Below are 14,278 nucleotides of genomic sequence, written 5' to 3'. Positions count from 1 at the left end.
CGAATAACGTTCAATATTCGGGATTTTGTTTATTGAAATATTATATAGTTTACTACCATCAACTACGATTATGGATTCTACCTCTTCCAGCTTTTAAGATAAATATTTCATGGTTAAATGGAGAACTGCAACTTCATCTCCTGTGTTTTCATAGCTATGCTTTCTATTTGCTTCAAATTGAATCGAATCAAACTCGTTTAATACATATATTTCTTGTCCAACTTGAATGGAAATTTCCCCTTTCATTACTGTTACATATTCGATAGCTCCTTCATGATGAGGTTCTGCCTCATATCTGCTATTCGGTTGCAAACAAGCACGATGCATTTCCAATCCTGTTTCTTTTTTGTAACGAAATATAGTCTCTAATCGCCACATTTGATTTTCTTCTATAATAAATCCTTCTCCGCAGCGTGCGACATTTACTATATCTTCTATAACCATAAGCCGTGATAACGGAATAGATAATCCTTTTGTAATCTTCCAAATGACGCCTAATGTAGGATTCGTTTCTCCTCTCTCAATTTTTCCTAATGTTAATTTACTAACACCCGTTTTTTTCGCTAACTCTTCTAAACTTAATTTCTGTTCATTCCTTATTTGTCGTAACAGTTGACCAACTTGCAAAATTACTTCTTTTGTTTGCATATCCTCTTGTTCTTTCATACAAACCCTACTTTCGGTATATTATAATTTACTTTTCATCTAAATAATTATATTATAATATATATTTAGAAAGGAGCGAACGAAATGCGTGCTATCTTATTAGGTATTTTATCTTCTGCGTTTTTTTCAGCTACATTTATTATAAATCGAGTTATGAACGTATCAGGAACAAGCTGGGCCTGGACTGCTTCCTTCCGATTTTTATTCGCTTTACCCATTTTATTCTTTATCGTCCTATTTCGCAAAAACCTTCGTCCACTATGGGTAGAAATGCGTAAACATCCTTTGGCCTGGATTGGCTATGGCACAATAGCAGGGATTGGATTTTATTCATTATTAAGCTATGCTGCTGTGTTTAGTCCTGCATGGCTCGTAGCAGGTACATGGCAAATAACTATTTTAGCTGGTTTGTTATTATCTCCGTTATTTTTTATTACATTGGAGACGAAGTCTGGGGTTAAACAAGTTCGCGGTAAAATCCCTATGCGAAGCTTACTCGTTTCTTTATTTATTTTGTCAGGTGTCATTTGTATGCAATTAACAGAAGCTGGGGATATTACTGTTTCTCAATTTTTATCTGGCTTCCTCCCTGTAGTCATCGCTGCATTCTTATACCCTTTCGGTAATCGAAAAATGATGGAAGTCGTTGCGGGTCGCTTAGATACATTTCAACGCGTGTTAGGCATGGCAATAGGTAGCCTTCCTATTAGTATTATACTAGCGATTTATGGTTGGACTACAACTGGCATACCAACATCTGGGCAAATCATGCAAGGATTCTTATTAGCTTTATGTTCGGGTGTTATCGCCACAATGACATTTTTCTTCGCTACGGACTTAGCGAAAAATAACCTTTCTTTGTTAGGGGCAGTAGAGGCAACACAAGCTGGAACAATGATATTTACTGTTCTAGGTGAAATCCTTTTTTTAAACGGTTCTTGGCCTATTGGATTATCTTTAATCGGAATGATCATTATCATGATTGGAATGATAGCTAACAGTATTATCAATTATGCCTCGGCATAATTGCGTCCAGAATCGGCTCTGTGCTTAGGCCTGCGTGAGGGCCGACACGATGTCGGTCACTCAGGCGTTTTCACAGGATGTGAAGTTCTGAGCCTGAGCTCCTCTTTTTCAGCGGATGTTTGGACACCCACTAAAAGAAGTTAAATCGTTCTGTTCCCGTATCCAAACAAAAGAAAACAGCATAGTTTTCCTTTTTCCAAGTAGCATTTTACATTGTGTAAAATGCTACTTTTTTATATTGACATAGATTTATAAATTGTAATTCAAACTATTGCGACATGGGAGCAAAGTAAACATTAGTTACGCAACATTTATTATTCATTTAGACATTCTAATGAAAACTATATTTTGCTAGCATTTCTCCCCAAGGTGCCATTCCTGACTCTTTAAAACCCACACTGGCATATAGTTTTCTTGCTTGCTCGTTGTCCGGCTGATACCCGAGCCAGATGACGTCAGTCCGATCATTTCTACTCCGGATGTTTTCAATAATCAATTCCATTGCGCTCTTGCCATGTCCACGCCCTTGAAATTGCTCATCAATCATAAATCTATACACCCAATAGTTTCCATCATCCGAATCGATCCCGTACATTGCAAAACCGATAAGTATATCTTCACAATAGATTGCCTTGACCTTCATGTGCGGTAAAAATTTACTTTCTGCAATTGAATACAGATTCGAAGCAATAAATGCTTCCTGTTCTTGCTTAGGCTTCAGTTGAATACAAGCTTCCCAATTACTTTGATCAATTGATCTTAAACTAATCAAGTTTCCGATTCCTCCTCTAGTAGTAGAGAAATCCTTGATCACGAACTCTCTACTAAATAAGTATTCCCCTACTAATAAAACAACCTGTTATTTTTATATACATACTACATCACTCCTTATAAGATGGTAGTCATCGTTAAATTGTACAATTATATAGAAATATTGCTCTCTATTTGTACTCTTGTTTATTTCGGCATACAAGGAAATATCCCTTCTATATTTCTACTCATCACCATAACGTGTCGTTGATTTCCATTCCGACTAGGCGGCGTCAGATGTGAACATTAAATATAAAGAGAGCATGTTTTCATTCATAAAAACATGCTCCCTTTAATGTATTATTATAGTTTTATCAAATATACTTTATTAATACGATAAACTTCCTGCTATAATTAATCCTACCGTAATGCCCACTGCAAATAAACTGAAGCCTACTGCAGTATTTCCTTCTTCCACTTTTTTCTCCAAGCTTGTTTTTGGTGTTAACACGTATTCAATAATCAAATACACAACTACTTGTGTAGCAATTCCGATTAACCCCCAAATAAAAGCATCAAGTATATGAACACTTGAAGACCATACTGTATATAATGTGATGCCTAATCCAATCACTTTTCCCCATAGCTTTAATGCAACTGCCATATTGCCTTCTTTAATTAAGTTCCACTCTGAAAATTTTGTTGTAAAAGCAAATGCAACAATCCCAATCAAAATGAGAATTAACCCTGTCCCTGTATATAATAAAAAATTTAAAAAACTATCTAATGAGAAATATCCCATTCCAATACACACTCCTTTTATCGTGCTTCAGTTTGTTTTACTTTACGCTTAAATTCTTACAATTTTCTAATAGCCTATTGGTAGAAAATAAGATCCGTTATCTGTAATTTGTCCCCCTGCGCGAATACCAATTGCACTTGCCTTACCATTAATATAAAAGCAACCATACATATAATGTGCTTGTTTGGGACCTTGTTCTGTTTGAATCATAGTTTGTGGTAGCTCTATAAATTGTTGATAAACAGGAAGTTCATCTTTATATGTTTTATGAATATCTTCCGCAATTTTTTTACCTGTATTTGATAAAATCTCAACAGTGTCTCCTTCGCGACCAAATGAAGGCTTTTTCACAAAACTTTGTCCTTGTTGTAAAAAAACATCTGGATCTAGATAAGTTGGTAAAAAATATTTATGTATTGCGTTATGTTCTTCAGGTGTATAAAAAGAATGTCGTTCCTCATGTAGCCCCCAAATGAGTGCCATTATTGCCTTAGATTGTAGTAAAAAAGCAGAAGGTGGATTCACAATGGCTAAGTCTTGCTGTTCCACTAGCTTCATTAACGATTGACCCACTTTTTCCTTCGTTATTGGATCTTCATCATATATCAAATGTTCAATAGGATACGTCTGTCGATATAAAACATCGATTTTTTCTCCGCTTCTATCATAAAGACCTTGTGGTAGGACAACTTCTTCATTTTCTAGAATTGGCTCATCTACAAGTTGTAGGTGACTAAAGTCCATATACTGACTTTGTAATCCAGAGAGGTCCTTTAAATACATTGTTGTCAATTTATCTTCTTCATGTTCCGAGTGTGCTACGAAAACAATATTGCTAGCTTCATATTTTCTCCTCGTACGAAACGACGACGTTACAGCTTTCAAAATTGCTTGTTTTAACTGGTCTTCGCAGCCTTCGTTTGGATTTTGCATCTCAAACTGTTCACACACTTTTCCATTCACAAAAAAAGTTTCTTTTATAAATGTAGGTGTATCTGCGTTTATTTCAAGCAATTTTACTTGTTCATCGGTCACTACTAAATCTAAACGAGCAATGACACTTTCAACTGGTAGTGTTTGCAAACGGATGAAGGAGTGAGTTTCAGTGGGAAATCCAAGGCGCAAAAGTGTCTCATCATCTACCATACGCAACAAAGCAGCCGACTTATAAAAAATATGGCCTATCTGGTCAGTTGCTTGGCGAATCCTATTAATCGTTTCTGCATTTTCTCTCTTAATATCAAATAGAGCATATTCCATCCCATATATGTCATGCCAAAAATCCTTTATTTGGCTAAAAAAATGTTGTCGATTTTCTCGAAATCGGTTCATCATTACCCTCCAAAACCGCCTTTTGAACCACTGCCTATTCCTGACTTGTAATTCGATACATATGTTTTATAGTCAGCACTTTTTTGTAATGATGTTTTTGTTCCATAATATTTCCCACCATGGTAGTAACTGCGCGCATAAGTTGAATCATTATCATCGCAATAATACGTACCCGTCTCCTTATCCCAATCCCAATCATCGCAATCCGTCCCTGCTGGCTCTGCATAGCCCCTTTCCTCTCCACAAGCAGTTAACGTGACCAAAGCCGCCGCTGCTAATGCTCCTGTCATCATCTTCTTTGTTTTCTTCATGCTAAAAATCCACCTTCCTATGTTGCAAGCGTATATCCTGTTGGCGTAACATATAAAACATACACACCTCGGTCTTCATCAATTTCAGCTGAGTCCCGCTCCCATTCCTTGTCTTCGATATATGTATATATACTGCCGATCATGCTTAAAATATCTAAATGATTCGCCATATATTCAAATGTTATTAACGGATGATTTTTATAGGCGTTTAACTCACGAATTTCAAGTTTAATACCTTCACTTAAGAGCTCTTGCATTTCCATTGGTGTTTCTTCATACAATTCTACATAAATCACGAATAACTCATCTTCAATAGCAGAAGACAATTGTTTATAAGTCTTACCTTCTTTAATAAAAAATTCGCATTCTCTTCTTGTTAAAATTTGTGGCAAGTCAATATTAGTATAATAATAGATTGGTTCAAACTTGTCTTTACCTTTTTGCAAACGATATTCTAACATTGCACCTTCGGATTGCATAACACACTCCCCTTTATAAATATTGTTTTTATATTCACGTAGATTTTTCTATCCAGAAGCTCCTTATTTTTTTATACGACTGAGATTTATAAATAGTTTCATATTATTCTACTAAACTTAACCTTATGTATCATTAGGTTAAGTAGAGAGAAACTTTTATACATTCAAGTACTCCACCACAATGACCTGTATTATTTTTGAATATAAAAATCTCACTTAAATATAGAAAGTTTTACCCTTTCTAGTTTAAGTGAGATTAAGTTTGTTATAGTAGAAAAACATTTCTACTACTAGCTTTACTGTAGCGTTTTATAAAAAACCTCATCCTTCAAGTTGCCCTTTTGTTCGTTCAATCATCTTTCGCTTTTGAATTTTTGCTTGTGTTAATCGTAAAGATTGTTTTAATGTTTGTGTCCTCTTAGCTTGTTGTAATGCAATCATCATTGCGGGAATTAAGCTACCTTCAGAAACGGGCTTCACTAAATAGCCCATAATATTATCTTGCCTAGACTTCTCTATAAATTCTTTTTGACTATATGCAGTAATCAACAACACTGGTATATCTAACTGCCGCCCAATAACTTCGCTTGCTTTTAACCCATTTAATTTTGGCATTTCTATATCCATTAACACAAGATCTGGCTTTAATTTAAAAGCGAGCTCGATCGCTCGATCACCATTTCCTGCTTCCCCGACTACCTCATAACCGTTTTTCCGAAGCAATATTTTTAAGTCCAGCCTGATAATTGGTTCGTCCTCAGCAATTAGAATCCGTTTTTTCATCACACCACAACCTTTCTTGCAGGAAGTTTTCTATATGTTGATATTCCTTTGTTGCGCAAATGAAACGCCTGTACACTTTGCTAAAAGCATTTGTTCGATTAAATCAGATAAATAAGCACCCGCTTCAAGTGAAGTCAACCCATCTTTATGAATATTTGAAATGACCGTCCGATCGGCTTCAACTGTTTTTTCGGTCGGCCGATAAATCATGTAAGCACTCAGGCTTTCATCTGTATTTAAACCTGGCCTTTCGCCAATCAACGAAATAACAAGGTCACAATTAACAATAGCAGCCACTTCGTCTTGCACCCACACACGCCCCCGCTTAATAAAAAATGGAGTTGCAACGCTTATATTTTTTAATTTTAATCCTTGTATTAAAGCAGGTAGTAAATCAGCTGCATTGGCTTCTACTGCCGAGGAGCTCAATCCATCACAAACAATAATTTGAACATTTTTTCCTTTATCCCCATTTTGTTTAAGATACTTCATAGATTCATCTGATAACTTTCGGCCAGCATCTAAATCCATTAAGTAAGATTTCATATCATTTGCTTGTGTTTCCAGCTTGTGTAAACCCATCTTTTGAAGAAAATCATCACTGACATCTCTTAATACAGCATCCTGTGCGGCTGCATGGTCAATTAAAAATTGCAAATAACTTGTCGTCAACATTCGAGTGCCAGTTCGACCAATACCTATACGCGCAGGTGTAATACTTTGTGCTCGTTCAATGGATGCCGCGTTATGCGGCTTGTCTACCCCTTTTATACGTCCTTCTGGAAAATGTATGACTTCTTCTTTAGTTTGAGCGGTATCGTTTTTTGGCGAATTCATGTTTTTCTGTACTTCTTCTACTACTCTTTGAACAATATCTCGAATTTCTTGAATATCCATTTTGATTCCCCCTCCTCAATCAAAAATTGATAAGTCTCCTGCTCGTTTTGTCAACTTCCCATTTTCCATTAGGCCCATATTCTCCAACCATTTTTCAAATTCTCGAAGTGGTCGTAATCCTAGAATCTCACGCAAACTAGCATCATCGTGATAGCTTGTATCTTGATAATTCAGCATGACATCATCTCCACCCGGTACTCCCATATAAAAATTTGCACCTGCAACTGCCGTTATGATACCTGCAACTTCCTGATCATTTTGGTCGGCATCCATATGATTTGTGTAAGTGGGTGCAATACCCATTGGTAAGCCATGTAATTTCCCCATAAATCCATCTTCGAGATCCGCTCTAATTAATTGGCGACCATCATAGAGTGTCTCCGGTCCAATAAAGCCTGAAACAGTATTCACCATGAAAGGCTTCCAGTGACGTGCATAACCGTAACTTCTTGATTCAAGCGTTTGCATATCTACCCCAAAATCAGCATTTAAAGATACTTCCGAACCTTGTCCTGTTTCAAAATACATAAAGTTTGGGCCAGCAGATGTACCATATCGAGCCATCATCTCATAACCCTCATCAAGAATTTTTGAAGATATACCGAACGCTTCATTCCCTTTTTGTGTACCTGCTAAACTTTGAAACATTAGTGCGATAGGCGCCCCCTGTTTTAAAGCCTCCATTTGTGTTGTTATATGGGCTAATACACAATTTTGTGTTGGAATTTTCCAGTTCTCAATAAATTCATGTGAAAGTGTCAAAAGTTTTTTGACAGATTCAATTGTATCCACATTCGGATTAATACCAATAACTGCATCGCCTGCTCCATAGGATAATCCTTCTTTTATTGAATACAAAATGCCTTCCGGGACATCATTTGGATGGTTGGGTTGACAACGAAATGCTAAACGACCAGGCTCTCCAATTGTCGTATTACAATGTGCTTGATATTTCATTTTCTGTGAAGCAAGAACAAGATCAATGCTTGACATTAGTTTAGCAACTGCTGAAATCATTTCACTTGTTAGTCCTCTTGAAAGTTTCAATAACTGATCTGTACCTGTATCAGATGACAGAATATAATTTCTTAGTTCACCGACTGTCCAATTTTGAATATCTTCATAAATCGTGTTGCTAATATCATCATAAATTAAGCGTGTTACTTCATCGATCTCATATGGAATAACCGGATTCTCATAAATTTCTTTCAGTTGCATCTCGCTAAGTACTACTTTTGCTGCCATACGCTCTAGTGATGATTCTGCTGCTACACGAGCCATCACATCCCCGGATTTTGCTTCACTGGCTTTTGCAAGTACCTCCTTTACTGACGAAAACGTATAATGAGTTCCCTTTACTACGCAAGACAATTTCATCATTTAACACCCCTTTTTATTATGTTAAAGATTGCAATTAAACAAAAAAAGCGCTTCCACGTATCCCTGAAGAAATTTTCTTCGGGCGTGAAAGGCGCCTTTGCCTTAGCTATTATTTTAGTTCATTCTACACTACTAGCAAATATTTTGTAAATAGTTCGAAAACAATATCAGCTTCCCTGATTAGTATTATTTAGCCTCGGTAGATACAATCGGAAAGGTTATTGAAACTTTTGTCCCTTTCTCAGAAATAGGGAATGAAAAAACGCCTTGTAGCTTCTCTTCAACTAACATTTCTACAAGTTGTAATCCTAAAGATGAAAGATCGCCTATCGAAAAAGGATTACCAATTCCACATCCATCATCCGTTACTGTAATCTTAACCATTTGCTTTCGTTGTCTCAAATTAATAGCAATTCTCCCGAAATTACTTGAAGGAAAAGCATGTTTAATGCTATTTTGAACTAACTCATTAACAATCAGTGCTACAGCTGTTGCTTTATCTGAAGGACAGAATATCGACTCTCCTTCTACAGACACAGCAATATGTTGATCTGGAATAATAGACGAGGAAACTAACAAAGTAGAAATTTGTTGTATTAAAAGTTTAATATCAGCTTCCTCAATTCCACGCTGGGCCAAGTAATCATGAACTAAAGCCATACTAGATATTCGAGATATACTGTCATTAAATACCTCAGCCACTTCTTCCGAGTGAGTACGTTGCATTTGTAATCTCAATAAACTAGAAATAACCTGTAAATTATTTTTAACACGATGATGAATTTCCTGAACGACAATGACTTGAAAGACACCTTGCTTGTCTCCGCTATTAGTCGCTTTCATAAGCTTCTCTATATTTCTTTCGTTCTGCACTACCTGTGAAATATCTCTTTCTTTTATTAATACCCCAATGGTCTCCCCATAAAGGTCTTTTATAGGAACAATATCTTGTTGCATGACTCCACGCTCTTCCGTAATTCCTCTTGATCCAAAAATTGGTTTCCCGGTTTTCAAACTAAATAATACACCTGGCTCCATTTCTTCAAATGCTATTTTCCCTAGCAAACTTTTTTTATATAAAGATGCTATAGTAGTAGGCTTTGCCTCAGCTACAATTAAAGAGGCGTTATCTTCTTCTAAAAGACAGTTGATAAAAATATCTGCTTGAGAAAGGTCAGCTATTATTTGAAGGTTTTGGGCTACATCTAAAATAATTTCACACTGTTCATTTGATAAATTTGTTAATCGTTCTAAATCCAAAATTCCCATCATAATAGCACTTCCCCTTTCTCTAGTTTTTCAAACACTATAACAAAAAATGTGTTCCATGCGATACATCTATTAGAGAATATCAAACAAAATTTAGTATAAATAATAGAAAAGGACCAAGCGTGTTTATTCACACCGTCTTGCCCTTTTCTTTTCTACTTTCGATTGTTTCGATCGTTCATTATACATCTAATCCTAAGTGTGAACGCAATGTGCTACCTTCATAATCAGCTCGGAATAAACCACGTTCTACTAAGTTCGGAATAACATCGCTAAGAAATAAATCTAAAGATTTTGCAGGACCACCCGGCACAGCTATAAAGCCATCCATTGCTCCTTTTTCATAAAAATTCACAATTTGATTCACAATATCTTGTGGTGTACCAATTGCTACAAGATGTGCAGAGCCAATTACCTCTGGACGTTCTAACAATTCTTCAACAGTTGGCTCATTTTCTATAATATATCGGCGCACGAGATGTGCATGCGTTTTACTACGTACTTTTTGATTTTCAGGCGGTAACATATTTGCTGTTACGCAATCCATTAGAGCTAAATGACGAATATCCATTCCACTTACGGATTCTAGGGCATTATAGCGACGTTCAATTGTTAAATGCTCGTGTGCTTTACGGTGCATTTCTAATGCTTCCCCATATGTATCACCAATAAAGAAATACAATCCTGGTAATAAACGTATGTCATCTGCTGAACGCCCTAACTCAACAGCTCGCTTGCGCAAGTCATTACGTAATTCAATACCCACTTCTATATCTGGCGTGGCAGCAAAAATAGCATTTGAAACTGCTGCTGCAAATTGGCGACCTGTATCCGATGCTCCTGCTTGGAATAGAGGAATATCACCTGCTGGATGCATAGGTATATTTAATGGTCCCTTTACATGAAAATACTCTCCATCATGGTTAATTGGCTTCACAAGCTCTTTAATTTTCTCTAAATCTCCATCTGCCTCTAATATTTCATAAGGGTTGCTGTGCCATAGTCGCTGTACAACATCCTTACATTCTGTTGCCTTTGCATAACGCTCCTCTGACGTAGGCATCAACTCGTTGCTAAAATTAGATGCTCCATCAATTGAAGTTACTAGGTTCCAACCTAAACGCCCTTCACTAATCCAATTCAAGGATTGTAATTGGCGCGCAATAATATAAGGTGGATTAAATGATGTTGAAACTGTTGTTACCAAACCAATTTGTTTAGTTTCTCTTGCCACCGTCGCCATTAAAAAACTTGGATCTAGCCCTACTGTTCCTTTCATTTTAGCTATTAATTCTGGATGCGCTATTAAATAATCTGCCTTAAATACAAAATCTAATTTCGCTGCCTCAGCACGCTTTGCAAATGCAATATGTTCATCAATTAACGCACCTTTTTTGCCTTGCTCACCATTCACTGCTAAATGCATCCCAATTATAAGATGTCTTTTTGTCAATTTACACTCTCCTTTTCTAATTGAAAATGATTATCATCACCATCATAAAGTTTATTTTCTAATAAGACAATGAAATAAAGAGTGTATCCATATATTAAACAATGAAAATAATCTATTACAGATCCAATAAAGAGAGAGCATGTTTTTTAAATTAATAAAAACATGCTCTCTTATATAAAAAAATTTTTACTAAAAATGTGCAAAAATACAAGTATTGAATATTAAACAGCCTGCCGCAATTCTTCTTCCTCATGCATAACCTGCAAAATCGTGTTTTCTTCTCTACGCTGACAGATGTTATTCCAAATAAGAGCCGAAATAACAAGTAAGGTCCCTACTATATCAAAAATTGTTATGTTGTATCCTTGTATCATCATAATGACCAATGTAGTTATTGGAACGAAATTAATAAATAAAATCCCGTTAATGGATGATAGGATTTTCACACCGTAATTCCAACTAAGCAATGCTACAATACCCGGCAATGTCATCATAAACAATAAATCATATTTAATAGCAAAAATCGTTTCCGTACTTGGGACTGATACAACCCCTTGTATCGTCATGATTATTGTGATGATACCTGTTACAGCTGTGCCAAATACACATGTTAATGTAGAATAACGGAGCGTAGACCAATCATTAAATGTTTGACCGCCCATTGTATAGATAACCCACCCTACAACACCAATTAAAATGAGTGCCAGCGAAACTAGATTATGTTTTAGTGTAAGAAAGAAACCCATATCGCCTTTTGTAATAACAAAAATAGCTCCAACAAAAGCAATGATCATGCTGCTAATCATATACTTCTTCGGTTTCACATGTTTATAGCCCCAAAGAATTGCAATCGAAATCATCGGCATGAGTGCTTCCATAATCGACGCTACCATAACGCCAGATTTCCCCATTAACATTTGGCCTAAGAAAACAAGTACATTATAAACTGTAAATGCCATCGTCCCAAAAAAGACGAGCAATTTACCTTTCCCTTCTAAACGAAATGCTTTCTTCCCTTCTTTCATCCATAATAAAATGACTAATACAATCGATACCGCTCCATATCGAATAGTTGAAAAATAGAGCGGATTTATATATTCAAGTGCATGATCTGCTACTGGAAACATGGCTCCCCATGACATACTTGCAATTAAACATGCGATCACGCCTACTACTACTTGATTTCTTCTCACTGTTTTTCCTCGTTTCTATATAACTACTATCAATTATGCCAAGGCATAATTGCGTCCGGAATCGGCTTTGTGCATAGGGCTGCAGATGTTTTTTGTGCGAAAGCGCAGTGCTAACGTAGCGTCAGCAACACGAGGCCGACACGATATCGGTCATTTCGGTAATGCCACAGGACGTGGCGTTTTTACCGATGCAGGTCAGTTAGCCGTTATCGCATAGATGCGATGGTTTTAGGCTAACATCCCCTCAGAACTCCTTTCCGATCACGTGACATCCGCCGGAGACTTTGGGCCAACATGATGTTGGTCACTCAGTCGTTGCCACAGGACGTGGCGATCTTAGACTGAGTTCCTCTAATTCAGCGAATGTTTGGACATCCCTGAAAGAAATTAAATGCACAATGAGAATTATAAAAAAGAAAATACATCACGTAAAATGATTGAAAGTGATGTTAACTATCATTTATAATGATAGGTTTTAAGGGGGAAAGCTAGATGGAACTACGAGATTTACAGATTTTCAAAAGCGTCGCAAATAACGGGAGCGTTAGCCATGCTGCAAAAGAATTAAATTATGTACAATCCAATGTAACTGCACGTATAAAGCTATTAGAAAAGGAGCTCAAAACGCCGCTATTTTATCGCCATAAGAAAGGGATGACATTAAATCCAGAAGGGCGAAAAATGCTTGCTTACGTTAATAAAATTTTGCAGGATGTCGAGGAAATGAAACAAGTATTTTTAGATAGTGATACACCAACTGGTACTTTAAAAATCGGTACAGTCGAAACAGTAAGTATATTACCTACCATTCTAGCGTCTTACTATAAAGGATATCCGAATGTCGACTTAACACTACAAGCTGGTTTAACTGAGGAACTTATTAAAGAAGTAGCGGATCACCAATTAGATGGTGCATTTATAACTGGGCCGATTAAACATCCTGCTTTAGAACAATATGATGTATTTACCGAGAATCTCGTTCTCATCTCACAAAACAAATCCTTTCGCATAGAAGAATTTATGACTACACCTATCCTTGTTTCTAATCAAGGTTGTGGCTATCGTTCCAAGCTAGAACTTTGGCTCAAAAATGAGGGTTTATTGCCAAAAAGAATTATGGAATTTAATATTTTAGAGACAATTTTAAACAGTGTTGCCATCGGTCTTGGGGTTACACTTGTACCACAATCAGCCGCTGAACATCTTTCTACTACAGGCAAGGTTTATTGTCATCCAATTCCTAAAAAATACGGTACTATTTCAACCGTCTTTATTCGACGAAAAGATGCATATATGACAAATTCGATGGAATGTTTTTTAAAAACAATTGCTGAGCATCAGCATAAATAAGGTTAGTTCTATCATTTACGCGTCTTTTCTTCTGCCAATCATTATTAATAATATCTGTGAAGTGACAAAAAACGCTTGGTTTCTAGTACCAAGCGTTCTGAGTTAATCAATTATATTTGAATTTAAAAACATAATTTTAAATTATAATGGTGCTATTTTGCATTTTTGTCAGGCTGATGAATACCGAATATATTGCCCTCGGTATCAATATAGTATCCCTGCCACGCCATTCCAGGAAGAGCATATTTCGGCATTGCAACCGTGCCGCCATTCTCAATAATTTTAGCTTCCGTTACATCGTAATTTTCCACACCCATTGTACAAGCAAATCCATTTAAAGCTTGATTTGGTTCTGGAGAAGCACTTTGACGTTGCATTAAAGCACCATCGATTCCTGGTTCGTCCGCATTACCAGTCACCGCTCCAAAGTAAGGCATTCCTGCATAATCACTCCAATCTTGAAATGACCATCCGAAAACCTCTCCATAAAATTTCTTTGCTCGTTCCATGTCACTTACATGAATTTCAAAATGAACTAATCTCCCCATGATATCCTCCTTATTATTAAAGAACTAATTTACTCACTG

Annotated in this window: 16 protein-coding genes; 3 read left to right on the top strand and 13 right to left on the bottom strand. The window is 36.5% G+C overall.

Annotated elements, in window-relative coordinates; all coding sequences use genetic code 11:
- Positions 1-93 precede the first annotated feature (93 nt).
- Entirely contained in the window at positions 94-666 is a 573-nt protein-coding gene (locus AC3WSK_RS03140; protein WP_492414111.1) for a helix-turn-helix domain-containing protein, read from the bottom strand.
- 84 nt (positions 667-750) lie between these two features.
- Between AC3WSK_RS03140 and AC3WSK_RS03135 the strand changes: the two genes are divergently transcribed.
- Positions 751-1,692 (top strand): DMT family transporter, encoded by a 942-nt coding sequence (locus AC3WSK_RS03135; RefSeq protein WP_492414112.1) that lies wholly within the window; start codon positions 751-753, stop codon positions 1,690-1,692.
- 331 nt (positions 1,693-2,023) lie between these two features.
- Here the strand turns inward: AC3WSK_RS03135 and AC3WSK_RS03130 are convergent, their stop codons facing one another.
- From AC3WSK_RS03130 to AC3WSK_RS03080, 11 genes are all read right to left on the bottom strand, one after another.
- Positions 2,024-2,464, bottom strand: coding sequence for a GNAT family N-acetyltransferase (locus AC3WSK_RS03130; RefSeq protein WP_492414113.1), 441 nt, complete (start codon positions 2,462-2,464; stop codon positions 2,024-2,026).
- 366 nt (positions 2,465-2,830) lie between these two features.
- Entirely contained in the window at positions 2,831-3,244 is a 414-nt protein-coding gene (locus AC3WSK_RS03125; RefSeq protein ID WP_079559857.1) for a DUF350 domain-containing protein, read from the bottom strand.
- 66 nt (positions 3,245-3,310) lie between these two features.
- Complete coding sequence (locus tag AC3WSK_RS03120; protein WP_492534774.1) at positions 3,311-4,576, bottom strand: glutathionylspermidine synthase family protein; 1,266 nt, start codon at positions 4,574-4,576, stop codon at positions 3,311-3,313.
- 2 nt (positions 4,577-4,578) lie between these two features.
- Positions 4,579-4,887, bottom strand: coding sequence for a hypothetical protein (locus AC3WSK_RS03115; protein WP_079559855.1), 309 nt, complete (start codon positions 4,885-4,887; stop codon positions 4,579-4,581).
- A gap of 17 nt (positions 4,888-4,904) precedes the next feature.
- Complete coding sequence (locus AC3WSK_RS03110; RefSeq protein WP_492414115.1) at positions 4,905-5,366, bottom strand: hypothetical protein; 462 nt, start codon at positions 5,364-5,366, stop codon at positions 4,905-4,907.
- A 321-nt stretch (positions 5,367-5,687) separates the two neighbouring features.
- The gene (locus AC3WSK_RS03105) at positions 5,688-6,149 is read right to left on the bottom strand and encodes an ANTAR domain-containing response regulator (protein WP_094075062.1); all 462 of its coding nucleotides are present in this window, start codon (positions 6,147-6,149) and stop codon (positions 5,688-5,690) included.
- A gap of 30 nt (positions 6,150-6,179) precedes the next feature.
- Positions 6,180-7,046, bottom strand: a complete 867-nt coding sequence (gene eutC, locus AC3WSK_RS03100; RefSeq protein WP_492414116.1) for an ethanolamine ammonia-lyase subunit EutC — start codon at positions 7,044-7,046, stop codon at positions 6,180-6,182.
- A gap of 15 nt (positions 7,047-7,061) precedes the next feature.
- Entirely contained in the window at positions 7,062-8,423 is a 1,362-nt protein-coding gene (locus AC3WSK_RS03095; protein ID WP_492414136.1) for an ethanolamine ammonia-lyase subunit EutB, read from the bottom strand.
- A gap of 189 nt (positions 8,424-8,612) precedes the next feature.
- On the bottom strand, positions 8,613-9,686 hold the full coding sequence (locus AC3WSK_RS03090; RefSeq protein WP_492414117.1) for a sensor histidine kinase: 1,074 nt from the start codon (positions 9,684-9,686) through the stop codon (positions 8,613-8,615).
- 190 nt (positions 9,687-9,876) lie between these two features.
- A complete protein-coding gene (locus AC3WSK_RS03085) occupies positions 9,877-11,121 on the bottom strand; it encodes an NtaA/DmoA family FMN-dependent monooxygenase (RefSeq protein ID WP_492414137.1) in 1,245 nt (414 codons plus the stop codon).
- 248 nt (positions 11,122-11,369) lie between these two features.
- Positions 11,370-12,341 carry a DMT family transporter gene (locus tag AC3WSK_RS03080; protein WP_492414118.1) on the bottom strand — a complete coding sequence of 324 codons (972 nt, stop codon included), beginning with the start codon at positions 12,339-12,341 and terminating at the stop codon, positions 11,370-11,372.
- Positions 12,342-12,435: 94 nt separating this feature from the next.
- Here AC3WSK_RS03080 and AC3WSK_RS03075 point away from each other — a divergent pair, with 94 nt between their 5' ends.
- Together AC3WSK_RS03075 and AC3WSK_RS03070 are read left to right on the top strand one after the other, a co-directional pair.
- Entirely contained in the window at positions 12,436-12,558 is a 123-nt protein-coding gene (locus AC3WSK_RS03075) for a hypothetical protein (RefSeq protein WP_492414119.1), read from the top strand.
- A 275-nt stretch (positions 12,559-12,833) separates the two neighbouring features.
- Complete coding sequence (locus AC3WSK_RS03070) at positions 12,834-13,691, top strand: LysR family transcriptional regulator (protein WP_079559849.1); 858 nt, start codon at positions 12,834-12,836, stop codon at positions 13,689-13,691.
- Between the two features lie 152 nt (positions 13,692-13,843).
- On the opposite strand, the gene AC3WSK_RS03065 is transcribed toward AC3WSK_RS03070, so the two are convergent.
- Positions 13,844-14,239 carry a VOC family protein gene (locus AC3WSK_RS03065; protein WP_079559848.1) on the bottom strand — a complete coding sequence of 132 codons (396 nt, stop codon included), beginning with the start codon at positions 14,237-14,239 and terminating at the stop codon, positions 13,844-13,846.
- Positions 14,240-14,278: the final 39 nt, after the last annotated feature.

It is taken from the genome of Lysinibacillus sp. EB271-A1-10B (assembly GCF_058791335.1).
The sequence above is the reverse complement of the archived record's forward strand: the minus strand, read 5'-3'. Positions and strand labels throughout refer to the sequence as shown.

Bases quoted from the DNA above. Each gene is read 5' to 3' on its own strand.
- AC3WSK_RS03115 (WP_079559855.1), bottom strand. From the start codon at position 4,887: ATGAAGAAAACAAAGAAGATGATGACAGGAGCATTAGCAGCGGCGGCT.
- AC3WSK_RS03120 (WP_492534774.1), bottom strand. From the start codon at position 4,576: ATGAACCGATTTCGAGAAAATCGACAACATTTTTTTAGCCAAATAAAG.
- AC3WSK_RS03105 (WP_094075062.1), bottom strand. From the start codon at position 6,149: ATGAAAAAACGGATTCTAATTGCTGAGGACGAACCAATTATCAGGCTG.
- AC3WSK_RS03095 (WP_492414136.1), bottom strand. From the start codon at position 8,423: ATGAAATTGTCTTGCGTAGTAAAGGGAACTCATTATACGTTTTCGTCA.
- AC3WSK_RS03135 (WP_492414112.1), top strand. From the start codon at position 751: ATGCGTGCTATCTTATTAGGTATTTTATCTTCTGCGTTTTTTTCAGCT.
- AC3WSK_RS03110 (WP_492414115.1), bottom strand. From the start codon at position 5,366: ATGCAATCCGAAGGTGCAATGTTAGAATATCGTTTGCAAAAAGGTAAA.
- AC3WSK_RS03140 (WP_492414111.1), bottom strand. From the start codon at position 666: ATGAAAGAACAAGAGGATATGCAAACAAAAGAAGTAATTTTGCAAGTT.
- AC3WSK_RS03070 (WP_079559849.1), top strand. From the start codon at position 12,834: ATGGAACTACGAGATTTACAGATTTTCAAAAGCGTCGCAAATAACGGG.
- AC3WSK_RS03085 (WP_492414137.1), bottom strand. From the start codon at position 11,121: ATGCATTTAGCAGTGAATGGTGAGCAAGGCAAAAAAGGTGCGTTAATT.
- eutC (WP_492414116.1), bottom strand. From the start codon at position 7,046: ATGGATATTCAAGAAATTCGAGATATTGTTCAAAGAGTAGTAGAAGAA.
- AC3WSK_RS03065 (WP_079559848.1), bottom strand. From the start codon at position 14,239: ATGGGGAGATTAGTTCATTTTGAAATTCATGTAAGTGACATGGAACGA.
- AC3WSK_RS03125 (WP_079559857.1), bottom strand. From the start codon at position 3,244: ATGGGATATTTCTCATTAGATAGTTTTTTAAATTTTTTATTATATACA.